The sequence below is a fragment of the Sphingomonas sp. UYEF23 genome, assembly GCF_040546165.1.
GTDB classification, from domain to species: Bacteria; Pseudomonadota; Alphaproteobacteria; order Sphingomonadales; family Sphingomonadaceae; genus Sphingomonas; species Sphingomonas glacialis.
In genome coordinates, this window is the sequence record NZ_JBEPNG010000010.1 from 91,840 (window position 1) to 117,134 (window position 25,295).

At 64.6% G+C, this 25,295-nt stretch carries 18 protein-coding genes and 2 pseudogenes; 16 read left to right on the plus strand and 4 right to left on the minus strand.

What is annotated here, in order from left to right:
• Positions 1-58 precede the first annotated feature (58 nt).
• Together ABIB28_RS16265 and ABIB28_RS16270 are read left to right on the plus strand one after the other, a co-directional pair.
• Positions 59-955 (plus strand): annotated as a pseudogene (locus ABIB28_RS16265) (RNA repair transcriptional activator RtcR family protein); the annotation flags it as partial.
• Positions 956-998: 43 nt separating this feature from the next.
• Positions 999-2,465 (plus strand): alpha-galactosidase, encoded by a 1,467-nt coding sequence (locus tag ABIB28_RS16270; protein WP_354289132.1) that lies wholly within the window; start codon positions 999-1,001, stop codon positions 2,463-2,465.
• Positions 2,466-2,611: 146 nt separating this feature from the next.
• Here ABIB28_RS16270 and ABIB28_RS16275 read toward each other — a convergent pair whose 3' ends face one another.
• Complete coding sequence (locus ABIB28_RS16275) at positions 2,612-3,961, minus strand: MFS transporter (protein ID WP_354289133.1); 1,350 nt, start codon at positions 3,959-3,961, stop codon at positions 2,612-2,614.
• A gap of 241 nt (positions 3,962-4,202) precedes the next feature.
• Here ABIB28_RS16275 and cyoA point away from each other — a divergent pair, with 241 nt between their 5' ends.
• The 8 genes from cyoA to ABIB28_RS16315 all read left to right on the plus strand — a co-directional run bounded on the left by cyoA (position 4,203) and on the right by ABIB28_RS16315 (position 14,882).
• Complete coding sequence (gene cyoA, locus ABIB28_RS16280) at positions 4,203-5,291, plus strand: ubiquinol oxidase subunit II (protein WP_502958255.1); 1,089 nt, start codon at positions 4,203-4,205, stop codon at positions 5,289-5,291.
• Positions 5,288-7,282, plus strand: coding sequence for a cytochrome o ubiquinol oxidase subunit I (gene cyoB / locus ABIB28_RS16285; protein ID WP_133186253.1), 1,995 nt, complete (start codon positions 5,288-5,290; stop codon positions 7,280-7,282). The genes cyoA and cyoB overlap by 4 nt, the downstream gene beginning before the upstream one ends.
• A 1-nt stretch (position 7,283) precedes the next feature.
• Positions 7,284-7,919, plus strand: coding sequence for a cytochrome o ubiquinol oxidase subunit III (gene cyoC / locus ABIB28_RS16290; RefSeq protein ID WP_354289136.1), 636 nt, complete (start codon positions 7,284-7,286; stop codon positions 7,917-7,919).
• Positions 7,916-8,296 (plus strand): cytochrome o ubiquinol oxidase subunit IV, encoded by a 381-nt coding sequence (gene cyoD / locus ABIB28_RS16295; protein ID WP_354289137.1) that lies wholly within the window; start codon positions 7,916-7,918, stop codon positions 8,294-8,296. The genes cyoC and cyoD overlap by 4 nt, the downstream gene beginning before the upstream one ends.
• 136 nt (positions 8,297-8,432) lie before the next feature.
• Complete coding sequence (locus tag ABIB28_RS16300) at positions 8,433-9,134, plus strand: Crp/Fnr family transcriptional regulator (RefSeq protein WP_354289138.1); 702 nt, start codon at positions 8,433-8,435, stop codon at positions 9,132-9,134.
• Positions 9,135-9,543: 409 nt separating this feature from the next.
• Positions 9,544-9,936, plus strand: a complete 393-nt coding sequence (locus tag ABIB28_RS16305) for a hypothetical protein (protein WP_322162414.1) — start codon at positions 9,544-9,546, stop codon at positions 9,934-9,936.
• A 261-nt stretch (positions 9,937-10,197) separates the two neighbouring features.
• On the plus strand, positions 10,198-14,082 hold the full coding sequence (locus tag ABIB28_RS16310; RefSeq protein ID WP_354289139.1) for a PAS domain S-box protein: 3,885 nt from the start codon (positions 10,198-10,200) through the stop codon (positions 14,080-14,082).
• Between the two features lie 32 nt (positions 14,083-14,114).
• Positions 14,115-14,882 carry a response regulator gene (locus tag ABIB28_RS16315; RefSeq protein ID WP_354289140.1) on the plus strand — a complete coding sequence of 256 codons (768 nt, stop codon included), beginning with the start codon at positions 14,115-14,117 and terminating at the stop codon, positions 14,880-14,882.
• Here the strand turns inward: ABIB28_RS16315 and ABIB28_RS16320 are convergent.
• The gene (locus tag ABIB28_RS16320; protein WP_354289141.1) at positions 14,879-15,529 is read right to left on the minus strand and encodes a response regulator; all 651 of its coding nucleotides are present in this window, start codon (positions 15,527-15,529) and stop codon (positions 14,879-14,881) included. The genes ABIB28_RS16315 and ABIB28_RS16320 overlap by 4 nt on opposite strands.
• A gap of 263 nt (positions 15,530-15,792) precedes the next feature.
• On the opposite strand from ABIB28_RS16320, the gene ABIB28_RS16325 reads away from it, so the two are divergent.
• From ABIB28_RS16325 to ABIB28_RS16350, 6 genes are all read left to right on the plus strand, one after another.
• A complete protein-coding gene (locus ABIB28_RS16325; RefSeq protein WP_354289143.1) occupies positions 15,793-16,737 on the plus strand; it encodes a hypothetical protein in 945 nt (314 codons plus the stop codon).
• A gap of 11 nt (positions 16,738-16,748) precedes the next feature.
• Positions 16,749-17,207 carry a hypothetical protein gene (locus ABIB28_RS16330; RefSeq protein ID WP_354289145.1) on the plus strand — a complete coding sequence of 153 codons (459 nt, stop codon included), beginning with the start codon at positions 16,749-16,751 and terminating at the stop codon, positions 17,205-17,207.
• A 56-nt stretch (positions 17,208-17,263) separates the two neighbouring features.
• Positions 17,264-18,319: a DUF11 domain-containing protein gene (locus ABIB28_RS16335; RefSeq protein WP_133186273.1), complete on the plus strand. Its 1,056-nt coding sequence runs from the start codon at positions 17,264-17,266 to the stop codon at positions 18,317-18,319.
• A gap of 75 nt (positions 18,320-18,394) precedes the next feature.
• On the plus strand, positions 18,395-19,504 hold the full coding sequence (locus ABIB28_RS16340) for a hypothetical protein (protein ID WP_354289146.1): 1,110 nt from the start codon (positions 18,395-18,397) through the stop codon (positions 19,502-19,504).
• 75 nt (positions 19,505-19,579) lie between these two features.
• Positions 19,580-23,437 carry a hypothetical protein gene (locus tag ABIB28_RS16345; RefSeq protein ID WP_354289147.1) on the plus strand — a complete coding sequence of 1,286 codons (3,858 nt, stop codon included), beginning with the start codon at positions 19,580-19,582 and terminating at the stop codon, positions 23,435-23,437.
• Positions 23,434-24,603 (plus strand): hypothetical protein, encoded by a 1,170-nt coding sequence (locus ABIB28_RS16350; RefSeq protein ID WP_354289148.1) that lies wholly within the window; start codon positions 23,434-23,436, stop codon positions 24,601-24,603. Before ABIB28_RS16345 ends, ABIB28_RS16350 begins: the two co-directional genes overlap by 4 nt.
• Positions 24,604-24,736: 133 nt before the next feature.
• On the opposite strand, the gene ABIB28_RS16355 is transcribed toward ABIB28_RS16350, so the two are convergent.
• Positions 24,737-24,895: a hypothetical protein gene (locus ABIB28_RS16355; RefSeq protein WP_354289162.1), complete on the minus strand. Its 159-nt coding sequence runs from the start codon at positions 24,893-24,895 to the stop codon at positions 24,737-24,739.
• A gap of 67 nt (positions 24,896-24,962) precedes the next feature.
• Positions 24,963-25,280, minus strand: a pseudogene (locus tag ABIB28_RS16360) (DUF4861 family protein); the annotation flags it as partial.
• Between the last annotated feature and the right edge of the window lie 15 nt (positions 25,281-25,295).

The window sequence follows — 25,295 nt, forward strand, 5'->3', positions numbered from 1 at the left end:
GCGGGGTCGGCAGCGAAATCATATCTCTTTAGATAGACCTTTATCCCCTGGGATCGTCATGAAGCCCATAGTTGCAATCGGATTTCTCGGCTCCACGCTCGACGCAGGCAAATTCGATGCGTCGCGCTGGAACAAGTGGCGGCCCTCGGTCGGCCTATGCATGCACGAAGATCTCCGGATCGATCGGTTCGTATTGCTCCATGGTACCCCACATGGTCGCCTCGCTGAATCCGTCGCGAAGGATATCGCCTCGGTCTCGCCCGAGACGCAGGTCGATCGACACCTGATCGACTTTACCAACGCGTGGGATTTCGAGGAGGTTTACGGCAAGCTGCTCGACTTCGCGCGGGCCTATCCGTTCGATCCGGATGCAGAAGATTACCTCGTTCACATCACGACGGGTACGCACGTCGCGCAGATCTGCCTCTTCCTTTTGACCGAAGCGCATTATTTGCCGGGCCGTCTGATCCAGACGCAACCGCAGCGGGGTTCTCCGTCGAATGCGCCAGGAAGCTGGGACATCATCGACCTTGATCTGTCGCGCTATGATAGCATCGCCACGCGCTTCGCCGCGGTCGCCGCCGAGAGTACCTCTTTTCTGAAATCCGGGATCGACACGCGCAATGTCGCCTTTAACCGGATGATCGACGATATCGAACAGGTCGCGGTGCGCTCCAAAGCACCGGTGTTGCTGATGGGGCCGACTGGCGCGGGCAAGAGTCAGCTGGCGCGGCGGATCTACGAACTCAAGCGCCTCAAGCACCAGGTGCGCGGGCCGTTCGTCGAGGTGAATTGCGCGACCCTGAAAGGTGACGGCGCTATGTCCGCGCTGTTCGGGCACAAGAAGGGGGCGTTCACCGGTGCTGCAGCCGACCGGCCCGGCCTGCTCCGCACCGCCGATACTGGCACGCTGTTTCTCGACGAGATCGGCGAACTCGGGATCGACGAACAGGCGATGATCCTGCGCGCGATCGAGGACAAGCGTTTCCTGCCTGTGGGTGCCGACAAAGAGCGGCAACCACCGGCTCTGGGCCGAGACGCTGTCCGACGGCCGCGCCTATGTCCAGCTCGGCGAACTGCTGCTGCCCGGCGAGATTCGCCTCGCGTCCGGCGCTGCGTATGCGAGCCCCGAACTCGTCTGCGCCTGGTCGGACCGGGGGCGCAGCGGGCTCTCCCAGGCGTTCCACGCCCATGTCCGCGCGCGTCCACAGCATGCGCGGCTGCGCGCGAAGCCACGCCCGGTGCATTACAACACTTGGGAGGCGGTCTATTTCGACCATGATCCGGCCAAGCTCATCGCGCTCGCCGAGCGCGCCGCGGCGATCGGGGTCGAGCGCTTCGTGCTCGACGACGGCTGGTTCCCCGCGCGGCGCAACGATCGCGCCGGGCTTGGCGACTGGACCGTCGATCGCAGCGTCTATCCCGAGGGGCTTGCGCCGCTGATCGAGCGCGTGCGCGCGCTCGGGATGGAGTTCGGGCTGTGGGTCGAGCCCGAGATGGTCAATCCCGACAGCGACCTGTTCCGCGCGCATCCCGAATGGGTGCTGGCGACCCCGCCGGCACCGCAGCTCGGCTTTCGCCACCAGCTTGTGCTCGATTTCGGCCGTGCCGAGGTGCGCGACCATCTGTTCGCCGCGATCGACGCGCTGCTGCGCGACCATCCCGTCGCGTATCTCAAATGGGACATGAATCGCGATCTCAGCCACCCCGGCGACGCCGATGGTCGAGCGGAAGCACATGCCCATGTCCTTGGGCTGTACGACCTGCTGGCGCGTCTTCGTGCGGCGCATCCTGCAGTCGAGATCGAAAGCTGTTCCAGCGGGGGCGGCCGCGCCGATCTGGGCATTCTCGACCTGACCGACCGGGTGTGGACGTCGGACACCAACGATGCGCTCGATCGCCTGGCGATCCAGCGGGGGCTGTCGACCTTCCTGCCGGCCGAGGTGATGGGCGCGCATGTCGGCCCGACCGATTGCCACATCACCGGGCGGCGCGTCTCGATGGCGACGCGCGTGGCGACGGCGCTGTTCGGGCATTTCGGTGTCGAGGCCGATCTCGGCGCATTGACCGACAGCGAGGGCGCCGAACTCGCGGCCGGGATCGCGCTCCACAAGCGGCACCGCGCGCTGATCCATTCGGGCGATCTCGTCCGGCTCGATCGCGGGGAAGGCGAGATCGCTTTCGGGATCGTCGCCGCCGACCGTGGCGAGGCGGTGTTCAGTTACACCCAGCTGCGCGAACAGCGCGGCTATTTTGCCGATCCGCTCCGGCTGGCGGGGCTCGATCGCGAGGCGGACTACCGCGTGCGATGGGTTTGGCCGGTTGAGCCCAGCGTCGGGTCGCCGCTATTCGCCGCCTTGCGCGACGGTTTGATCGTGTCGGGCCAGTCGCTGATCGCGGTTGGCCTGCAACCGCCGCGCTTGAAGCCACAAGCGGGGTTCCTGCTCCACGTCGAACGGGTCTGACGTCGGGCGCTGGAGCCCGTCGAAGGTTCCCGCCCGGCTTATCCCTGCACGGGATTGGGGACTTCGATCTCCCGGCGCTGGGCACTCGCGCCCAGCAGGCCGAGCGGACTGGCGAGGCCGCGCAGGGCGTATCCCGCTAGCGCACCTTACTGCGCCATCTGGCGGGGATGCTTGCGTGCCCAATCGCGGTTCAGCGCAAGCGCTGCAAGCGTACAGAGCGCCCCGGACAACAAATAGGCGCCAACCGACATCAATCCGAACGTGCTCGCCAGCCATAGCGCCGCAAGCGGTGCGAAAGCGGCGCCGATGAACCAGGATGCGGTCGCGGTTGTGCCCGCGCCCGTGTAGCGGTGCCGGGGCGAGAAGCTGTCATTGACCGCGCCCGACGACTGGCCGAACGACAGGCCGAGCAGGACGAAGCCCAGCATCATGTACGTCCATTCCCCCGCCGCCCCGCGGTCGAGCAATTGCGGGGCAAAGCCGCTATAAGCGGCGATCAGCGCGGCGGAGACGCCGAGCAAGCTGCGGCGGCCGACCCGGTCGGCGATGACGCCGGACAGCGTTACCGCGATGAGGCAGACCAGCGCACCGACCAGCTCGATCACCAGAAAGCGAACCGGCGGCTCCCCCGAGGTGAGCACGAACCACGACAAGGGGAATACGGTGACGAGATGGAACAACGCGAAGCTCGCCAGCGGCGCGAACGCTCCGAGCACGACCGTACCCCCTTCTTCGCGAACCAGCGCGGAGAGCGACGATGGCTGCAGCTCGCGGCTTTCGAACAGCTGCTTGAACCCTGGTGTCGAGATCAGCCGCAGTCGTGCGAATAACGCCACCACGTTGATGACAAAGGCGACGAAGAAGGGAAAGCGCCAGCCCCAATCGAGGAAATCAGCGGTGCTGAGCGCGCTGAGCAAATACGCGAAGACCGCTGCGGCCACGAACAAGCCGACGGGGGCACCTAGCTGCGGGATCATCGCAAACCAGCCGCGGCGCCCGGCGGGGGCGTTGAGCGACAGCAGTGCCGGAAGGCCGTCCCAGGTGCCGCCGAGCGCGAAACCCTGCCCGATGCGGAACAGCGCCAGCAGGATGACCGCCCAGGCGCCGGCCTGCGCGTGGCTGGGGACGAAGGCGATCGCCGCGGTCGATCCGCCGAGCAGGAACATCGCGGCGGTCAGCTTGACGCCGCGGCCGTGCTTGCGGTCGATCCAGATGAAGGCCAGTGCGCCGATCGGCCGTGCGATGAAGGCAAGCGCAAAGAGTGCGAACGAATAGAGCGTGCCCGTCAAGGCATCGACGTACGGGAAGATGACCGACGGAAAGACCAGCACCGACGCGATCGCAAAGACAAAGAAGTCGAAGAATTCCGACGACCGCCCGATGATCACCCCGACGGCGATGTCGCCCGGTCGGACCTGATGGTCGCGCGCGTTGATCAGCTGCGCGTCGCGCTCCAAGGGGGTCGAGTTCCCCGCGTCGAGTGCCGTCCCTACCATCGCATTCCGTCCTATCTGCTCAGTCGTGTGTGGCAGCGACTGCGGCGGCCGCCGTGATCGATCAGCGATGCCGACAGTCCCGCCATAGCGATTCACAAACCGCAAAACTTTGATCGCGGACAAAGTTCGGCAGTCGATCAGCGGCTACGCGTCGGGCATGGGCAGCACATCATCACATCGCATCCGCACGGCGTTGCGCCTTCCCCTCCTGGGGATTCCGGCATTGCTGAGCGGTTGCAACATGGTGGTGTTGAACCCGACCGGTGATATTGCCCTGCAACAGCGCAACCTCATCCTGTTCGCGACCGGGATCATGTTGATGATCATCGTGCCGGTGATGGTGCTGACGGTGCTGTTTGCCTGGCGGTACCGGCGCGGCAATCCCAACAAGGTCTACGATCCCAATTTCGACCATTCGACCACGCTCGAGCTCGTGATCTGGGCGTGCCCGTTGCTGATCATCATCGCGCTCAGCGTCGTGACCTGGACGAGCACGCATCTGCTCGATCCGTTCCGCCCGCTCGAGCGTCTGTCGGCGGGCCGGCCGATCGCGCCCAACACCAAGCCGCTCGAGGTGCAGGTCGTCGCGCTCGACTGGAAATGGCTGTTCATTTATCCCGAACAGGGCATCGCCACCGTCAACGAGCTGGCGCTGCCGGTGGACGTGCCGGTACACTTCTCGATCACGTCGACGAGCCAGTTCAGCACCTTCTACGCGCCGACGATGGCCGGAATGATCTACGCCATGCCGGGCATGCAGTCCGTGCTCAACGCGGTGCTCAACCAGCCCGGCGACAGCTGGGGCTATTCGGGCAATTATACCGGGCGCGGTCACACCGAGATGCGCTTCAAGCTGCGCGGCATGGCACCGGCAGATTTCGCCCGCTGGGTCGCCCGAGTGAAGGCCAGCAAGGGCACGCTCGCCGCGGCCAATTATGGCGCGCTGGAGCAACCCAGCATCAAGGTGCCGGCGCTGTATTTCGGGTCGGTCATGCCGGGCTTGTTCGACCGCGTGGTCAATCGCTGCGTCGCGCCGGGTACGCCGTGCACGATCGACGTGATGCGCCGCGACATGGCGCGCAGTGGGGGCGATGTTGCGGGCCGCAGCGCCGCGCCGCTGCATGGCACCACGCCGACTCCGGCGCTCTTCAAGGCCCCCGAGGACAAGGGCACGGGGCCCAACGTCACCAAGCCGGCCAAACCCGGCGCACCCGGCGAGCGCAAGCAAGGCGATCCGCGCAATCGCGATCTGTCGGCCACGCAGCCTTTCCTCGCCCCCGGTGCGCTTCGCACCGCGCGGTCTGATCCCCAAGCATCGGGACTTTCATGAGCGATCATCTTCTCAAATCGATCTTCGGGCGGCTGACCTGGGAATCGTTTCCGCTGCACGAACCGATCCTGCTGGGGACGTTCATCGTCGTCGCGGCGCTCGGCCTCGCGCTTGTCGGCGCGCTGACGTACTTCCGGCTGTGGGGCTATCTGTGGACCGAATGGTTCACGAGTGTCGATCACAAGCGGATCGGCATCATGTACGTCATCCTCGGCATCATCATGCTGCTGCGCGGATTTTCGGATGCGCTGATGATGCGCGCACAGCAGGCGATTGCCTTCGGCGACAACCAGGGTTTCCTCGAGGCGCATCATTACGATCAGATCTTCACCGCGCACGGTACGATCATGATCTTCTTCGTGGCGATCCCGCTGGTGGTCGGCCTGGTCAACTTCGTCATGCCGCTGCAGCTCGGCGCGCGCGACGTGGCCTTTCCGTTCCTCAATAATCTCAGTTTCTGGCTGACCGCGGCGGGGGCGGTCCTCGTGATGATTTCGCTGTTCGTCGGCGAGTTCGCCAGCACCGGCTGGCTCTCCTACGCACCGCTCGCCGGGCTGGCGTACAGCCCCGAAACGGGGGTCGATTATTATCTGTGGTCGCTGCAGATCGCCGGTGTCGGCACGACGCTGTCGGCGATCAACATGGTCGCCACCGTCATCAAGATGCGCGCGCCCGGCATGACGATGATGAAGATGCCGGTGTTCTGCTGGACGGCGTTGTGTTCGAACGTGCTCGCCATCGCCATCTTCCCCGCACTGACCGCCGCATTCTTCCTGCTCATGCTCGATCGCTATATCGGCACGCATTTCTTCACCAACGAGCTCGGCGGTTCGCCGATGATGTATTGGAACATGGTGTGGATCTGGGGGCACCCGGAAGTCTATGTCCTCGTCCTCCCCGCATTCGGCATCTATTCGGAAATCACCTCGACCTTCACCGGCAAGCGGCTCTTCGGCTATACGTCGATGGTCTATGCGACCGTGGTGATCACAATCCTGTCGTATCTCGTCTGGCTACACCATTTCTTCACGATGGGGGCGGGGCCGAGCGTCAACAGCTTCTTCGGCATCGCCACGATGGTCATCGCCATCCCGACCGGCGCCAAGATCTTCAACTGGCTGTTCACCATGTACCGCGGCGACATCCGCTTCGAACTGCCGATGATGTGGGTGGTGGCGTTCATGCTGACCTTCGTGGTCGGCGGGATGACCGGCGTGCTGCTGGCGATTCCGCCCGCCGATTTCGTGCTGCACAATTCGCTGTTCCTGGTCGCGCATTTCCACAACGTGATCATCGGCGGCGTGGTGTTCGGGCTGTTCGCGGGAATGGTCTACTGGTTCCCCAAGGCGTTCGGTTTCAAGCTCGACGAGTTCTGGGGCAAGGTCGCCTTCTGGGGCTGGGTGATCGGCTATTGGGTCGCCTGGACGCCGATCTACGTCGTCGGACTGATGGGCACCACGCGTCGCGTGAACCATTTCGACGATCCTACGCTCCAACCCTATTTCATCGTCGCCGCGATCGGTGCGCTCATCATTCTGGTCGGCATCCTCGGCTTCGTGATGAGCATCGTGATGGGCTTCGTGAAGCGCGACCAGCTGCGCGATCTGACCGGCGACCCGTGGGACGGCCGCACGCTCGAATGGTCGACCACCTCGCCGCCGCCGGCGTACAACTTCGCCTTCACGCCGGTGATCCACGATCTGGATGCGTGGTACGACATGAAGAGCCGCGGTTACGAGCGGCCCGCCGGGGGCTATCGCCCGATCCACATGCCGCGCAACACCGGCGCCGGAATCATCTTGGCCGGACTCGCGCTCAGCCTCGGCTTCGGCATGGTGTGGTACATGTGGTGGCTCGCCGCACTGAGCTTTGCCGGGCTGATCGTCGTCGCGGTGGCGCATACCTTCAACTTCGCGCGCGACTATTTCATTCCGGCGGACGAGGTCGCGCTGACCGAGAGCAAGCGCCACCAGCCGGCCGTGGGAGCCTGACATGACCGACCACACGCGCTTCCCGAGCGACGCCGCGCCGAGCTGGCACCTGGCCGAAGACGACGATCACGATTCCGGCGGCAACAGTGCCACCGTGCTCGGCTTCTGGATCTACTTAATGAGCGACGCGCTGATCTTCGCGTCGCTGTTCGCGATGTTCGGCGTGGTCCGGACGAATTATGCCGGCGGGCCGATGCCGCATGAGATCTTCGAGCTGCCGCTCGTCGCGCTCAACACCGCGTTGCTGCTGGCGTCGTCGATCACCTTCGGCCAGGCGATGCCGCATATCGAAGCCGGGCGGGTCGGCGCGACGCGCTTTTGGCTCGCGGTGACCGGCCTGCTCGGCGCTGGGTTCATCGGCATCGAACTGTACGAATTCTCGACGCTGATCGCCGAAGGCGCAGGGCCGCAGCGCAGCGCCTTCCTCTCGGCCTTCTTCACGCTCGTCGGCACGCACGGCGCGCACGTCACGGTCGGGCTGCTGTGGATCGGCGTCATGCTCGTCCAGCTCGGGCAGCACGGCCTCAGCCAGCCGATGAAGCGCCGGCTGATCTGCCTGTCGATGTTCTGGCACTTCCTCGACATCATCTGGATCGGTGTCTTCACCTTCGTCTATCTGTTTGGAGTCCTCCGGTGAGCCAGCCCTCGAACGCGCCAGAAACCGCACATGGCGCCACCTCCGGCCACAGCCAGCGGGGCTACCGCATCGGCACGATCCTCGCGATCATCCTGACGGCGGTGCCGTTCTGGCTGGTGATGTCCGGAGTGCTGCACGATGCGCAGACGACAGCGGCGCTGATCTTCGCCATGGGCTTTGCCCAGATCATCGTTCACGTGCTTTGCTTCCTGCATCTCGACACGCGGTCCGAAGGCGGCTGGACGTTGCTCGCTTTCCTGTTCACCACGGTGATCGTCGTGTTGACGATCGCCGGGTCGATCTGGGTGATGTATCACCTCAATGCCAACATGATGCCGATGCCGATGCCTGGCGGCCTGGTGATCCCGGCGCACTGAGCGCGGACGCCACCCGCGCGCGGGTGCCTCGTTCGCGGCGCGGCCTACCTGCCTGACGCCTTCGGCATATACCTAGCTGTGCCGAATTGATGCAGGTTTATCATCTCGTGGGCGTATGAAACTTCCTATGCTCAGCATGGATATCTGCGCCGATGATACGGCACCCGACTCGAGGGTGTGCGCGAGCGTGATGCGCAGCGAACGCGCGGCATTGGATACGATCGGACGGTATAAAAGCGTTTCTCGTGGCGAAACGGTGATCTGGGCCGGTGACGAAAGCACCATCTGCGGCAATTTGCTGTCCGGCGTGCTCAAGCTCGTCGCCTGCACCACGCAGGGTCGTGAGCAGATCGTCGGGCTGCTGTACCCAGCCGATTTCGTCGGGCAGCCCTACCCAGGGCGCGCTGAATTCACGATCACGGCGATGACGGATGCCGAGTTATGTGTGTACTCGCGCAGAGCATTCGAGCGGCTGCTGACCGATCAGGCCGGGATGGAGCGCTTGTTGCTTCAGCGCACATTGGCAGCCCTGAACGTTGCCCGTCGGCAGATGTGGACGCTGGCCCGGACATCGGCGGCTGAAAAGGTCGCAGGGTTTCTGATCGACATGACCTCACGCACAGCGTCGAGCGGATGCAGGGCGACCTACGACGCCCCGGTGACCTTCGACTTGCCTTTGTCGCGCGGACAGATCGCCGACGTCCTGGGGCTCACCATCCAAACGGTGAGCCGGCAGATGACCCATTTGAAGGCGGCCGGGATTATTCGGCTTCCCGGCGGACGCGCGATCACGATCACGGACTCGATCGGACTGGAAGCGCGGGCGGTCGCCGCTTAGCGGCCTGGCGTACCGCGTCATCGTACCGCGCGCGATCTCGGGTCGCTGCCGAGCAGGGTGCCCGGGGGTATGGTCGCTCGCGCTCCTCGATCCGGGGGCATGGACGCAATATATCCGATCTTCTCGCTTACGCGCGCGGATGACCGATGCGTTTGGCGAGGTCTCCGCGAAGCCGACGGCGTTGCGGTGCCGGCAACCCGACGATGCCTGGACCGCGCCCGCAATCATCGAACGCTGGCTCGGTCGGACCGAGATGTGCATCCGAATGTATGATTGTGCCGCTTAGAGGTTGTCGGCAAGTTCCGTCAGCTATGCTTAACAGATCGTTCAAAGACGTCGATGGAGGTATTCAGACGCGCCTGGCCCAGGGGCCGATCCAGCTGACCCTTGCAACGATTGTGCTTCGGCGTTGAACGCGCTTGTTTTTGACGACGATCTGATCGCCGAGCTCGATCGATCCGTCGGCGCTGCAGGTCGCAATGCCTTGTTGTCCGAACTCGCAGACTGGACCGAAAAGATCGGAGACCGGCTCCATCTGTTGATCGGCGCGGGGGACTTGAAGGGCGCCCGTCAAGAGGCGCATTTGCTACGAAACGCGACCGCCCGTGTCGGTGCCTTCCGCTTGATCGACTGTCTGGTCGAGGTGGAGCTTTATGCTGGTGTGCAGCTGACCGAAGCCGTCTTTGCCTCGAAGCTCGCTGGTGCTGTCGAGGAATTCGTCCAACACGCACGGCTCTTTGCCGGTCAATCGTTCGCCATCAATTCCCATGCGACCGTGGCGGTGATATCGCCGCCGCCGTAAATCGGCGTTAAATCGTATGTACACGGGGGGCGTACACAGGGGCGGCTTTGGCTCACCAACCCGGTGCATCCGGCAAGACATGCAGTCGCATGATTTGTTAACCATTTATCGGCACGTCGTTAGGTAATTATCCGTAGGGGCGAGTATGCGGCACCTTCCTGACAAGGCGATGAATAGGCGCAGTCCCGGCGGCGCCGCGACGCCATATCCGACCACACACTCATGGCGCCCGATGCTCCAAACGTCGCTATGCCAATCCCGATGATACCGACGGCCGAAGATTTACGGATCGCCTCGCTTCGAGAACACGCCATTCTGGGAACTGAGCGCGAAGACCGTTTCGACCGGATCGCGAAGCTTGCAGCGGGGTATTTCAAGGCGCCGATCGCGCTGGTTTCGTTGATCGACGAACAGCGCCAGTGGTTCAAGGCGTGCATCGGCCTCGACGTCGGTGAGACGCCGCGCGATTGGGCCTTTTGCGATCATGCGATCAATCTGGCTCCCGGCTCGGTCATGGTGGTCGAGAACGCGCTTGCCGACGCCAGGTTCAACACCAACCCGCTGGTCTTGGGCGCGCCCGCTATCCGCTTTTATGCTGGGGCTGTCCTGACGACGTCGGACGGGCACAATCTCGGCACCTTGTGCGTCATCGATACGGAGCCCAGGCCGCGTCCCAGCGAGGCGGATATCGACTATCTTCGGTCGCTTGCGCAACTGGTCGTCGACCAGCTCGAACTGTCGAAGGCACGGTCGATCCTCGACGAGCAGAACCGCCTGTTACGGACCGCCGAGGCGATGTCCGGCGTCGGCCACTGGCGCTTCGATCTCGTGGCGCAAAAAGTCATCTGGTCTGACGAAGTCTTCCGAATCCACGGTCTTCCAGTTTCCCAAGCGGTCCCGGACTATGAGGCAATCCAGAAGTTATACCATGAGGACGACCGCGAAACGCTGACGCGGTTCGTCGCGAATGCGGTCGAAACCGGCGAAGGCTATGACTTCGGATTGCGGATCCGTCGGCCCGACGGAGAAATCCGTCACGTGATCGCGCGCGCCGAGTGCTCCGCCGATGCCAGCGGCAAAACGACGTCGCTCTTCGGCGTATTCCAGGACGTTACCGCGCAACATCTGGCCGCCGCATGCGTCGCCGAAAGCGAGCGCCATTACCGGCTGCTCGCAGACAATGTCAGCGACGTGATCGCGCTCTATGGGGCAGACGGCATCTTTCGCTACGTTTCCCCGTCGGTCACTGATTTGCTCGGTTACGCACCCGACGACCTGATCGGCAAAACCCCGTTTGCGTTCATGCATCCGGATGATCACGCGCGCGTCGCCGAAGCGTTCAGCGCGGCATCGGTCGCGGGGGACGGACGGACGATCGAATATCGCGCGCTCACCAAAGCGGGCGAGGCGCGGTGGCTCGAAGCACGTCCGAAATTTCATTGGGATCGCGCGGGCAAGCTGCTCGAAATCTCGGACTCGGTGCGAGACGTGACGGCGCGCGTAATCGCGAAGAGGGCGCTGGAGGACAGCGAGACGCGCTTCAGGCGCCTGGCAGAATCGGCCCCGATCGGCATTTACAGGGCCGACGCCGACGGCAACGTCACCTACGTCAATCGCGAGTGGGTCGCCAAGGTCGGTCTCAGTTTCGAGGAATCGCTGGGCAATGGGTGGATGCGGGCCTTGGCCGATCCGACGCCCTTTATCGAGCGGCCGGCATGGATCGGCTTCGTTCCGCGCGAAGTCCGCGTCCGCCAATCGAAGTTCAAGCGCGCCCATGGCGGAGAGATGTGGGTCGAAACGGTCAACAGCGCCGAATTCGACGACCAAGGTAGCCTGACGGGGTTCATCGGCGCGGTCATCGACATTACCGAGCAGCGTCAGTCGCAGATCGACCTTGCCGAGAGCAAACGCCTTTTCGAGACGCTGGCCAGCCTGTCGCCGGCGGGCATCTTCCGAACCGATTCATCGGGCAACTGCACCTATGTCAACGACGCATGGCTGAAATTGTCGGGGTTGGTCGAAGCCGAGGCGTTCGGGAGCGGTTGGGCGTCGGCAATCCACCCCGATGATCGGGATCGGCTCTTCGGGGATTGGATCGGCGCAGTCGAACAGCGCATCGGTCTGCGGAGCGAATTTCGCTTTCAGCACCGTGATGGTCGCACATGCTGGGTCGAAGTGATCAGCGAACCCGAGATTGACGAGCATGGCAGCCTGGTGGGCTATATCGGCGTCAACATCGACATCACCCAGCGCAAGCTGGCGGAGAAGGCGCTCGGCGAGCGCGAGGAGCAGCTCAGCCTGTTGGCCGCGAACGCCACCGATGCCGTATTTCGGCTAAGCCTCGACGGAACGTGCATCTACGCGTCGCCTTCGGTCGCCAGGTTGCTTGGCGTCGATCCCGCAGGCCTCATCGGCCGGAACATGTTGACCAGATTCCATCCCGATGATGCAGCACGGGTCAATGCGCAGTATAAGCGGCTTGCGACGGGGGATCAGGATCAATTGATCGTCGCGTATCGGGCCGAGCCGATTGACCGGCCCGGAATCTGGGTGTGGCTCGAGGCGAACAGCGGCTTGGTGCGAGATCCGGCGACGGGATTGCCTTCGGAAATCATCGTTTCGGTGCGCGACATATCCGAACGCAAGCGCCTCGAACTCGATCTCGAGCGCGCGCTCGCCGCCGCGGAGGGCGCTGCCGAGGCGAAGACGAGCTTTCTCGCCAATATGAGTCACGAAATCAGGACGCCGATGAACGGTGTGCTCGGGTTTACCGAGTTGCTGCTTGCGGATACGCTGACCCCCGACCAGCGGCGCAAGGTCGAACTCATCGCCGACTCCGGCACCGCCATGATGCGCTTGCTCAACGACATTCTCGATCTGACGAAGATCGAGGCGGGGCAGTTGGTCATCTTTCACGATGTGGTCGACCTGCCGCATCTCGTCGGCGCGTGCATCAAACTGATGGCGCCGCTCGCGCTCGGGAAATCGCTGCCGATCACGTTCTCGATGGCCGACGGCGTTCCCTCGAACATCATCGGCGATGGTCTGCGCTTGCGGCAGATCATCCTCAATCTGCTCGGAAATGCGATCAAGTTCACGACGGTCGGATCGATCACGATCCGGGCCGAGGTGCAGGGCGCGATGCTCTCGCTCAGTGTCGAAGACACGGGCATCGGCATCGATGAGGACCGGCAGGCTGCCGTTATGGGGAAATTCGTGCAGGCCGAGGACGGCACGGCGCGGCGGTTCGGCGGGAGCGGGCTTGGCCTCAGCATCAGCGCGGAGTTGGCGCAGCTGATGGGCGGGACGCTGACCCTTAACAGCACGAAAGCCGTCGGCACGACGCTGACCCTCGCGCTTCCACTCCGCGTGGCCGAAGACCAGGCACGAATTGCACGCACTGCCGATCAGGCGAAGCAGAGCGATGCCATCTCGTCTGACTTGGGCTTGCATATCTTGGTTGCCGAAGATCATGAGATCAATCAGCATTTGGTCAAGGCGATGTTGGCTCGGCTCGGGTGCAAGACCACCATCGCGCAAAACGGTGCCGTCGCCGTGGCCGCTGTCGATGAGATGATCAGGTCAGGCGAGGCGTTCGATCTGGTCCTCATGGATATGCAGATGCCGACGCTCAACGGCGTCGATGCCACGCAGCGCATCCGTGCCGCGGGGGTCGATGCCGCGATGCTTCCGATCGTTGCGTTAACGGCCAACGCCTATGAATCGGACATCGAGATGTGTCGTAAAGCCGGGATGCAGGATCATCTCAGCAAGCCGATTACGATCGACGCCCTTCGCGCCGTGATCCAGAAATACCGTCGTGCGCCCGGTCCGGCACCCGGGGATGCCGCTCCGTTTCGAGTCAGCAGCGCGCTCGCGAAGAAATTCGCGGATCGGACCGACCGCCTGATCGCCAGGATCGAGACCGTCGTCGCGGCCGGAGACCTGGATCCGCAGACCGCGGACGAATTGCAGGACGAGCTCCACAAGCTCGCCGGCAGTGCGGGGTTCTTCGATGACGACGGCATGGGCGAAATCGCTGCCGAATTCGCCGAGACGCTGGCGCGGCTTCCCGTCCCGGAAAAGCTGGCGTTTCTAAGCGCTGGAATGACACGGCTGCGAAGACCGGATCCAGCGGTCGGGTGAGCCGAGCTTGCACCACATTTCAAGGAAGATGGATGGCGACGATCGTAATTGTCGAGGATGACGAACTGGTACAAGAAATCGTTGCGCGGGCGCTGGAAAGCGCGGCGCACACCGTCATTCCCGTCGCGGATGGTTTGGACGCGATCGATTGTCTCTGGGAAAGCGATCCGGATCTCATCATTCTCGATTGCGCGCTACCCGGAAAAGGTGGGCTGCCGATCTTGCAGGAATTGCGCGCTTCGCCGCGGTTTCAGGCGATCCCGGTGCTCATGCTCACCGCGCGCCGGAGCGATTGGCACGCCCGGCTCGCGATGGATGCAGGCGCGAGCGCGTATCTTCGCAAACCCTTCAAAGTGGAAGATTTGCTGCGCATCGTCGGCGAGCTTCTCCAGAAAGCGGATGCGGTGCAGCCCATCGTCGATCGGAGCGGCGCCGAGGCCGAACCGCTGATCGATATCGATTATCTGAGCACACTGCGATCGTCGCTGGGGCTGCACGATACGCACGTCTTGCTTGGCATGATGGCTGACACCTTGGACCAGTCGATCCAAACCCTCGTCCAAGCGCTTGAAGCGGGCGATCGCACGCGAGTCGCGCAAGAAGCCCATGCGCTGGCAGGCGCGGCAACGACCGTTGGTGCGGCGCGATTGGCCGAAATGTGCCGCACGATCGAACGCGCTCCCGACGATCGTAGCGATAGGAGCAACCAGCTGGCGGCGACGGGCAGAGCGACGCGCGAAGCGATCGAAAGCGCCCTGTCCGAAGATGCCGCAGTGTCGCTCTCGGATCCTCTCTCCTAGGGCGTTTCGTCGCCGCGCGCTTCGAGCGCCTGGAAGGCAAGAACGGCTTGCGTCCGGTTGCCGACGGCAAGCTTGCGGAAGATCGCCGCGAGGTGCGATTTGATCGTCGGCTCGGCGAGCCCGAGCTCGTAGGCGATCTGCTTGTTCTGCTGCCCGCCCGCAATCGCCCGCAGCACGCGGAGTTGCGCGGTCGACAGCTCCCCGAGGCGTCGCGCCAGATCTTCGTGCTCGGTTCCCGCCCCGTCGGCCATTGCGGCATCGGGGAACCACTGGCCACCCGCCAGAATCACCCTGATCGCCGCAATCATCTCGTCGATTTCGGCAGATTTCGAAATGAAGCCCTTCGCGCCCAGGCCGCGGCCTTGCCGGATCGTCGTCATGTCGTCGCGACCGGAAACGATGGCGACAGGCGTTGCCGACGAAAGCGAGCGCACCATGGCGAGCCCGGAAAGTCCATTCACGTCCGGCAGCATCAGATCGAGCAAGACGAGGTCGAAACGCCTTTCCCGGAGCGCGGTCTCGACTTCCGTCATGGTGCTTACCGTCGTCACGACCGCCTCGCCATCGACCGCGCGTGAAGCCATGGATGGCGCCGCTGCGCAGATCGGATGGTCGTCGACGACAAGGATCGAGGGTGGCGTTGTCATAGGTCTCTGGGCCCCGGGGTAACGATTCGTTTATCGATCCAACTGCGGCGGTTCCGGCAAGAATCCGCAGCCGTACCGCTAATGTGTCTATCGCTGATCTGAAAGGATTAGTCATCGGTTTGGCGATCTCGTCTTTTCGGATGAAGCCGCCGGATGGCAAGATAGGCTTAACGGGTTCGGCCGTGAATGGCCTGGCTATGACAAAAAACACCTCCTTTTTGCTCGCTTCGACGCCCCGCTGCGCTGGCATTCCCGCGGTCGCGATGACCGCGCTGACGCTGGTCTTCGCGTCCCCCGTCCACGCCGAAGGCGTCAAGGCCGGAACAATCATCAACAACAGCGCGACCGCGACCTATCCCGAGGGCGGGACGCAAGCGACGATCACGTCCAACACGGTTTCGATCCGCGTCGATGAGATGCTCGACGTGGCGGTGGCGGCGCGGGAAACGGCCGACGTGGCGACGACGGCGGGGAGCGCGGCGCAGGTCTTGGCCTTCACGGTCACCAACAAGGGCAACGGTGAGGAAAGCTTCGCGCTGGCGGCTGTCGGGACCGTCACCGGCAACGCGTTCGATCCAACCATCACCCAGCTCGCGATCGATACGAACGGCAATGGCCAGTACGAGCCGGGGGTCGATGCGGTGGTCGCAGCGGGTGGCGCAACGCCGGTGCTGGCGCCGGAAAGCGGCGTCACCGTCTTCGTCGTCTCCTCGATCCCGGCCGACGCTCTTGATGCAAAGCATGGCCTCGTCCGGTTGAGCGCTACGGCAACGATCGGCAGCGGGGCGCCGGGAACGCTGTTTGCCGCGCAAGGCACGGGCGGCGGCGACGCCGTCGTAGGCGCGACCCACGCGATGCGTGACGGTACGAGCGGATTTGTCGTCAGCCGCGGGACCGTCAACCTGGTGAAGTCGGCAACAGTGACCGATCCGTTCGGGGGCACACGCGCCGTGCCGGGATCGATCATCACCTGGCGTCTGGTTTCGACCGTGACGGGCTCGGGCAGCGTTGCGGGCCTGCATGTGATCGACGCGATACCCGCGGGCACCGGCTACCAGGCGAGCTCGCTCACGCTCGACGGCGCCAATCTGTCGGATGCCGCCGACGCCGACGTCGGGACTGCGTCGAGCGCCGGTATCGATGTCGCGCTGGGCGCGCAGACCGCCGGAACGACCCACACCGTCGAATTCAAAACCCGCATCAATTGAGGATGATCGCTATGAAACTCTTTGCTTTTCTCGCTGCTGTCGCTCTGCCCGTGGTCGCCATTGCGGCGACCAACGCGGTGTCGCTCAGCAGCACCGTGACGACCGAGAAAACGGTCCTGACCAACGGGCATCCGGAAACCGTGGTTTCGGACGCGAAACACGTGGTCCCCGGTGACCGGCTGATCCTGGCGACGAATTATCGCAACGTGACCACGCAGCCGGTCGTGCACTTCGTCGTGACCAACCCTGTGCCGAACGGCGTCATCTTCACCGGCGACAGTACGCCTGGAGCACAGGTGTCGGTCGACGGGGGGCGCACCTTCGGGGCGCTTGCCGCGCTCCGGATCGCGGTTGCGGGTGTCGCACCACGACAGGCTCAAGCAACCGACGTTACCCATTTGCGCTGGACGCTGCCCAGCATCGCGCCGGGCGCGAGTGGGTCTCTGAAGTACCGCGGCATCGTCCGCTAACCAACCGCTGCGCGCGCCGGCGGGGCAAGGCGCGCACACCCTAATCGGAGACTATCATGACACGTGCCAGCACCCTGCTGGGCGCGGGGAGCCTTGTCGCGCTCGCCGTACTTGGCTCTACTCCCGCATTCGCGGCCGGGACTCAGGCCGGATCGACCATCACCAACACGGTTCAGGTCAACTACCAAGTGGGCGGCGTGGCCCAGAACCAGATTGCCGCGTCGGACAGCTTCACCGTCGACCGCAAGGTCAATCTCGTGGTTGCGGCGGTCGGAACGTCGACCACCCAGGTTTCACCGGGACAACTCGCCGCAGTCACGGCGTTCTCGGTCACCAATACATCCAACGCCACGCTCGACTTCGCACTCGCCGTTTCGCAGCAGACGGGGGGCGCCGGAGCGCATTCGAACACCGACACGTTCGACGCGACCAATTTGCGCATCTACGTCGATACAAACGCCAACGGCGTCTACGATGCCGGCGACAGCCAGGTCACCTATCTCGACGAGCTGGCAGCCGACACGTCCAAGACGGTGTTCGTCGTTGCCGACATCCCGCTCGGCCGCGCCACCAATGATGTCGCTGCAGTGACGTTGACCGCGACCGGGCGCGAAGGCGGTACGGCAGGGACCCAGGGTAACGCCCTGGTGCAGACCACCGGCAGCAATACCGCTGGCATGGATACCGTGTTCGCCGACGGTGCCGGCGCGACAGACGCCGCGCGAGACGCAGCGTATTCGGCAAAGAACGATTACACCGTCTTTGCCGCCGCGTTGAGCGTGACCAAAGTCAGCCGGATCGTCAGCGATCCGTTCAACGGCACGACCAACCCCAAGATGATCCCGGGCGCGACGATCGAATATTGCATTTCGGTCGCCAATGCGGCCGGCGGTGCAAATGCCACCAACGTGGCGCTGGCGGACGTCTTGCCGACCACGATCACCTACCTCTCGTCGTTCGGCATCTTTCTCAACGGAACCGTGACGGGATCGACCTGCAATGCGGATGGCGCGAGCGGCGGGAGCTTTGCCTCCGGCACCATCACGGGAACGCTGTCGAGCGTCGCTGCGGGCGACGCCCGCACCCTGCTGTTCCGCGCGACCATAAACTGACGAAATTCGCCGGTGGTTCAAATCCTTGCTTCGACCCGGAGCCACCGGCGGACCCGCTCCTGTCTTGAAATCGAGATGCGCAAACTCTTTCTGATCCTCTGTGCATGGATGGTGGCGATCGTGGCGTGCTGCGCCGCGCTGGCAAGCGCATGCCAGGCGCAGACGCGGATCGAGAATGTCGCGCGGGCTGACTGGTCCAACGGCAGCATCGCCTCCAACCCGGTCACCGTTACTGTCGAGGCTATAGCGGTCACGCTGACCACCTACCGTCCAGACGTCGGTTCGCCGCTCGTCTTTTCGGTGCGGACGCCGCTGTGTCAGGCCGTCGCCCCGCAAGCGGCCGCGCCGATCGGTCCGGCAAGCGCAGCCGGGATCGGCGGCGTTACGCCCTCGACGGAGGTTCGGGCCGGCGAACCGTTGATCTTCAAGCTGGCGGCGCCGAGTGCGAACCGCGATCCCCAAGCGATCGATACCGTCACGGTCACCCTGGTGACGACGAGTGGCGATCGCGAAACGCTCGTCGTGTCCGAAAACGCCGTGAACAGTGGCGAATTCGTCGGAATCATCGCCACGCGTGCCGCGCCGCCCGCGCTCGCCACCGGCGATTGCGCGCTGAGCCTGAGCGCGGACGACAAGATTTCGATCGAATGCCGTCGCGACGACACGCAGAAGCCGATCGCAACGGCCATCATCGACACTCTGGTGGATCCCGCCGGAGTGGCGTTCGACAGCGAAGACGGCACTCCGGTCTCCGGCGCGCGCGTCACGATGCTTGATGCCGTGACGGGCCTGCCCGCGGTGGTGTACGCCGCCGACGGAAAGACGCGATATCCGTCGAGCATCGTCACCGGGCAAACCGTGACCGATGGCGCCGGACAGACGTACGCGCTGCCGCCGGGCGAGTATCGCTTCCCACAGGCCAACGCCGGACGCTATCGCCTCAAGGTCGAGGCCCCGGCGCCCTATGTGGCACCATCGAGTTTGACGCCGATCCAGTTCGCCACCTTGCTCCGACCCGGTGGTCAGCCCTTTGTCGTCAACGGCGCGTCTTATGGCGAGGTGTTTACGCTGAGCGGACCGGCGGAAGTTCGGATCGACATTCCGCTCGACCGGCCGCCTGTGGCTATCAACCTCACCAAGACGGCGTCGCGCGGCGTGGCATCGCCGGGCGATCGGGTCGTCTAACCGATCACGGCGCGCAATCCGGACACGACGCATGCCAAGCGCGGCGTCATCCTGACCGACATCCTGCCGACGGTCATGCGTTTGCGACCCGACACGATCCGCGTCGATGGAGCGAGCGATCCCGCCGCGGTGACGATTGCCGCGGACGGACGCACGATCACCGTCGATCTCGGGACGATCGCGGCGGGCGCACAGCGCACGCTTACCTATGTCCTGCAGGTTCGGCCGGATGCCCCGGCAGGGCAAGCGCTCAACCGCGCACGGACGATCGACGTGCGTGGCGCAGAGAGCAATGCCAGCGTCGCCGTCAGGATCGATCGCGACACGATCGCGGCACGCATGACGATCGTCGGCCGGATCATGGCGGGCGGGTGCGCCGCGATCCCGCGGGTTGCGGCAGGCATCGCAGACGTGCGCGTCTTTCTGGAGGATGGCAGCTACGCGATCACCGACCGCGATGGCCGCTATCATTTCGAGGGCGTTTTGCCGGGGCGGCATGTGGTGCAGGTCGATCCGACCAGCCTTTCCCCAGCGAGCAGCTTCGTCGACTGCGTGCGCAGCACGCGGTCGGCGGGCAGCGCCATTTCGCGCTTTGTCGAAGGGCAGGGCGGGGCGCTCGTCACGGCCGATTTCCACGCCGTGATTTCGGCACAGTCCGGGGTGGCGCGCACCGATGTACCAGAACCCGTCTCGGACCGCGTCGCCGCCGCTGGCGAGCGCGACTGGTTCGCCGATGGCAAAGCCGATATCTCCTGGCTCTTCCCGGAACCCGACCACAACCCGCGGGCGCCAGCGGTGCGCGTCGCAATCCGCCATCTGCCAGGCCAGAAACTCACCTTGTTCGCGAACGGCACGCCGGTCGATCCCGTCGCATTCGACGGGAGCCGCACCGAAGCGGCGCAACGCTTCGCCGTCAGCATCTGGCGCGGGGTGCCGCTCGGCGACGGTACGACGCATCTGACCGCCGAAGTCCGTGGCAGCGACGGCGCGCTGGTCACGACGCTGTCGCGCGATGTCCATTTCGTGCGAACGGCGGCGCGCGCGCAGTATCTGCCCGAAAAATCCGTGCTCGTCGCCGACGGCGTCCGCCGCCCGGTCCTCGCGGTCCGCCTCATCGATCGCGACGGCCGCCCGGTTCACGCCGGGACCGTCGGCGATATCGCCGTGTCTGCGCCCTATGCGACGGCGATGGAGATCGACGCCGAACAGGCACGGGCGCTGACCGGGCTCGGCCGGGCCAAACCCGTGTGGCACGTGACGGGCGACGACGGCATCGCCTATATCGCGCTCGCCCCGACCACGGTGAGCGGCGCCGTCACGATCACGTTCAGCTTCCGCGATCGCGATACCGTCCGCTCGCAGCAAGTCGAGACATGGCTCGAACCAGGCGCCCGCGCCTGGACCATCGTTGGCTTGGCCGAGGCCGGTGTCGACCGCGCGGGGCTGGCAGGCCATATCGAAGCGATCGAGCGTGCGGACAAGATCCGCGCCGACGGCCGGATCGCCTTCTACGCAAAGGGGCGAATTCTGGGAAAATGGTTGCTGACGCTCGCCTATGACAGCGCAAAGCGGCGCGAGGACCAGCGCCTTTCGGGCGCGATCGACCCCAACACTTATTACACGATCTATGCCGATCGCTCCGAGCGAAGGTTCGACGCGGCATCGACGCGCAAGCTCTACGTCAAGCTCGAGCGGCGCCAGTTCTATGCGCTGTTCGGTGATTTCGAGACGGGCTTCGGCGAAACCGATCTCGGCCGCTACACTCGGACGGCGACCGGCTTCAAGGCGGAAGCGCGGGGCCGTCGCCTTGCCGCCAGCGGTTTTGCCGCCCGCATCGCGACTCGGCATCGTCGCGACGAGATCCAGGGCAATGGCCTGTCGGGCCCCTATGCGCTGGCATCGCGCGACGTGCTCGCCAATAGCGAGCAGATCGTCATCGAAGTCCGCGACCGGCTGCGCTCCGAGCGGATCACGGACCGCCGCGCGCTAACTCGTTTCGTCGATTACGATATCGATTATGCTGCCGGAACGATCCGCTTCTCGGCGCCCGTCCTGAGCCGGTCGAGTGACCTGAACCCGCAGTTCATCGTCGCCGATTACGAGGTCGATCGGGACGATTCCGGCGCGCTCAATGGCGGCGCGCGCGTGCGGTATGACGCCAGGGGTGGCGCGCTGCGCGTCGGGGCCACCGTGCTGCACGACGATGGCGATCAGGGGCGGACCGATCTGATCGCGACCGATCTCCGCCTGCGGTTTGCGCGCGACACCGAGATCCGCGCCGAACTCGCCGCCAGCCGGGGCAATCGGTCGCTGTCGGGCGCAGCGAACAGCCAGCCCGGCCAGAGCAGCGGAATGGCCTGGCAGGTCGAGGTCGAGCATCATGATCGACGCTTCGATCTGCTTGGCTACGCGCGGCAACAGGATCTTGGCTTCGGGCTTGGCCAGCAAAACGGCGCCGAACGTGGCCGCCGCAAGATCGGCGCCGATCTTCGCGCCAAAGTCACGGAACAGCTCTCTGCAACGGCGAGCGTGTGGAATGACGCTAGCCTGGTCGATGCGACCACCCGCCGCGCGGCGCAGCTGCGGCTCGACTATCGCGGCGCGCGGACCGATTTTCGCATCGCGCTGGCGCATGCGGAGGATCGCCTCGCCAATGGCGGCGCGGCGGTTTCGACGCTGATCGAGGGTGGCGCGACGCAGCGGCTGTTCGACAATCGACTGGAGCTCGATGCTAGCAGCAGTCTTGCCTTGGGCAATGCCGGCAGCATCGACTTCCCGCAACGCCACCGCGCCGGGGTGCGCTTCGCGCTGAGCGATTCCGTCACGCTGGTTGGCACGTACGAGCTGGCGCATGGCGACAAGATCGATGCACGGACCGCGCGGCTCGGGTTCGACCTCAAGCCCTGGGCCGGCGGCCGCATCACGAGCAGCGTGTCGGATCAGATGCTGAGCGAATATGGCCGGCGCAGCTACGCAGCCTATGGTCTTGCGCAATCGTTCGAGCTCGGCAAGCATTGGACGATCGATGCGACGATCGATGGCAACCGTACGCTCGGCGGGATCGATCCGGCGACGGTCGTCACCGTCGCACAGCCCGTCGCCAGCGGTGGTTTTGTCGGCAACGGTGCGACTCTGACCGAGGATTTTACCGCGCTGACGTTGGGGCTGGGCTATCGCGGCGGCCGGTGGAGCAGCACGGCGCGTGCCGAATATCGTCTCGGCTCGCTCGGTGACCGGGCCGCGCTGACGCTCGGCTTGCTGCGTCAACTCGGCGAGGGGCAGGCACTCGGCGGCCTTGCGACCTGGTCGCGTGTCCAGGTCGGGGGCACCACCACCAGCGTCGCCAACGTCGCGGTGTCGGCGGCATCGCGACCCGCCTCCCGTCAGGTCGCGTTCTTGGCCAAGCTCGAATACCGCGCCGACAGTGTGAGCGGCGCGGTCAGGGGTGCGACGGCGCCCGGCGGCGGCGTGTTGCTGGTCACCGGCGATGCGCGTTCCGGCCGGTTGCTCGGCAGCCTGTCGTTCGATTGGGCACCGTATGGCCGCGACGAAACCGGCCTGTATCAGCGCAGCGAGATCGGCATCTTCCTCGCCGCGCGCTATACCAGCGACCGGATCGCGAGCTATGACCTTCGCGGCGTGACCGCCGTGGCGGGGCTCGACGGACATCTCGGCCTGACGGACTGGCTCGAAGTCGGGGTGCACGCAACCGCGCGCGGCGATCTCGACGGGCGCACCCTGGCCTATGCCGTCGGCCCGGTGATCGGACTTCGCCCGGCCGCCAATATGCTGGTCACCGCGGGCTGGAATTTTGCAGGCTTTGCCGACCGCGACTTTGCGGCAGAGCGGTCGACGCATCATGGCGCATTCCTCACCGCACGTCTGAAGTTCGATCAGACGCGCTTCGCTTTCCTGGGACTATCGGGTCGATGAAAAGGGTTTTTGCCGCGCTCATGGCGCTTGTGGCGCCCGCTGTGGCGCACGCCTCGTGCGACGCCGCGAGTCAGTACACTTTCGCCTTCGCCAACCAGCCGGCGGCGACACTCAATTACGGTTCCACCTATGCCTACACCGCCGTCAGCAGCGCTGGCGCTTCGCTGCCCTTTTCCGTGGCGATTGCGCAGAACGGACTGAGCTCGACGGCCATTGCGAACACGCAGATGCCGGCGATCGGGACATTGATTACAGGCCCCGATGCGACCAAACGCGACCTCGTCTTCGGCGGAATTTTTGCGGGCCGGACCACCGACCTGACCAGCGGAACGCGGGTCATCACGGTGACCTTCACATTCTCCACGCCAATTCGCGACTTCTCCGTCGTCACGCACGATATCGATTTCACGCTCAACCAGTATCGGGATTGGATCATGATAACGGGGGCGAGCGGTGCGGCCACCTATACGCCTGTGCTCACCACCCCGTGGGGGAACGGGAACGGCGCAACGGCGCCACGGACGGCAACCGGATCCGCGCTCACGTCAGGCGCCACGACTGCGCCGGTAACGCTCGCTGCGACGCAGGCGGCCGGCACCGGCGCTTCGAACAACAACTCCGATGACGGCACAATCACTGCGACGTTTGCGCAACCCGTCACGACGGTCGTGCTGCGGTACGGAAACTATCCGTTGCAATCGGGCGAAACCACGACGGGTCAACAAGGCGCTGGCATTGCGTCGATCAGTGCATGTCCGATGCCGTCGCTGTCGGTGACCAAAGCATCGGCGCCACGCTCCGGGAATCTCGGGGCGTACAACTTGCCCGGCACCGACGTGGTTTACGTGTTTTCGGTGTCGAATACTGGAAACAGTCCGGTCGATCCGGGTACGATCATCCTTACCGACATATTTCCCGCCGGGATAACCTACCTCAACACAAATTTCGATGGCACCACCGCGTTGCCGGTCAAGCTCGTTTCCGGGACGAGCGGGGTTACACTCGCCGCTGCCAATATCAGCTATTCGAACGACAAAGGGGTGACTTGGTCCTATGCCCCGTCGAATGGCTACGACCCATTGGTGAACGCCATTCGCATCACGCCCTCGGGCAATATGGCCGCGAATTCCAATTTCACCTTGTCGTTCGCAGCCTCGATCAAATAGCAATTCGAGGTCCTGATCGATCACCGGTCCTTCGACGACCAGACATCGGAAGTTGGCTTGAGCGCCCGCGAATGGGTCGATTGCCGGTGCGCTGCGGTCGCCGCAGGATCGCGGCGCTACATCGAGTCTCCCCCTATCGGCGGTCGGTCGGCACGCGAAAATCGACGGGGGCGCTAAGGGTGTAGCGGTCCCACTCGCCGCGCGTGCGAGGGTCGCCGACGTCCTTGTCCAACGCCGAGCCGGAATAATAGACGAACGGCTTGCCTGGCTCGACCTTGAGCGCGATCGCCATGCGCGCCATCCTGGGCGCTCCAGAAAGAGCGGATGCCGTGCGCGCGGTCGACCGTCAGCGCGCCTTCGCTCGCGCCGATCGGACGGCGGCCGATGCCGGTGCCGACGATCAGCGGACCGGGCTTGTCCGACGACAGCGTCGAGACCATCCGCATGAACTGCGTGCCGAGCGGCAGGGTGAAGCGGCGCGTCTCCCATACACGGCGATCGACCTCGACTGGCCAGGGCGCGTGATCGACCTCGAAGTCAGCAGCATCGGGGCCGTTCGCGAGGATGCGGTAGCGGGTGTAATTGCGCGAGGTCCACAGCTTGTTGTCGTGCCAGATGCCGAGCCCGAGGGTGGCTCGGCCGCCTCGGAGTGGCGGCCTGCTACGCGACGGCGGCACCGGCCAAGAGGAGCA

Excerpts from the sequence above, each read along its gene's own strand:
- ABIB28_RS16275 (WP_354289133.1), bottom strand. The coding sequence starts at position 3,961 with ATGGTAGGGACGGCACTCGACGCGGGGAACTCGACCCCCTTGGAGCGC.
- cyoA (WP_502958255.1), top strand. The coding sequence starts at position 4,203 with ATGGTGGTGTTGAACCCGACCGGTGATATTGCCCTGCAACAGCGCAAC.
- cyoB (WP_133186253.1), top strand. The coding sequence starts at position 5,288 with ATGAGCGATCATCTTCTCAAATCGATCTTCGGGCGGCTGACCTGGGAA.
- cyoC (WP_354289136.1), top strand. The coding sequence starts at position 7,284 with ATGACCGACCACACGCGCTTCCCGAGCGACGCCGCGCCGAGCTGGCAC.
- ABIB28_RS16300 (WP_354289138.1), top strand. The coding sequence starts at position 8,433 with ATGGATATCTGCGCCGATGATACGGCACCCGACTCGAGGGTGTGCGCG.
- ABIB28_RS16310 (WP_354289139.1), top strand. The coding sequence starts at position 10,198 with ATGATACCGACGGCCGAAGATTTACGGATCGCCTCGCTTCGAGAACAC.
- ABIB28_RS16315 (WP_354289140.1), top strand. The coding sequence starts at position 14,115 with ATGGCGACGATCGTAATTGTCGAGGATGACGAACTGGTACAAGAAATC.
- ABIB28_RS16320 (WP_354289141.1), bottom strand. The coding sequence starts at position 15,529 with ATGACAACGCCACCCTCGATCCTTGTCGTCGACGACCATCCGATCTGC.
- ABIB28_RS16325 (WP_354289143.1), top strand. The coding sequence starts at position 15,793 with ATGACCGCGCTGACGCTGGTCTTCGCGTCCCCCGTCCACGCCGAAGGC.
- ABIB28_RS16330 (WP_354289145.1), top strand. The coding sequence starts at position 16,749 with ATGAAACTCTTTGCTTTTCTCGCTGCTGTCGCTCTGCCCGTGGTCGCC.
- ABIB28_RS16335 (WP_133186273.1), top strand. The coding sequence starts at position 17,264 with ATGACACGTGCCAGCACCCTGCTGGGCGCGGGGAGCCTTGTCGCGCTC.
- ABIB28_RS16340 (WP_354289146.1), top strand. The coding sequence starts at position 18,395 with ATGCGCAAACTCTTTCTGATCCTCTGTGCATGGATGGTGGCGATCGTG.
- ABIB28_RS16345 (WP_354289147.1), top strand. The coding sequence starts at position 19,580 with ATGCGTTTGCGACCCGACACGATCCGCGTCGATGGAGCGAGCGATCCC.
- ABIB28_RS16350 (WP_354289148.1), top strand. The coding sequence starts at position 23,434 with ATGAAAAGGGTTTTTGCCGCGCTCATGGCGCTTGTGGCGCCCGCTGTG.
- ABIB28_RS16355 (WP_354289162.1), bottom strand. The coding sequence starts at position 24,895 with ATGGCGATCGCGCTCAAGGTCGAGCCAGGCAAGCCGTTCGTCTATTAT.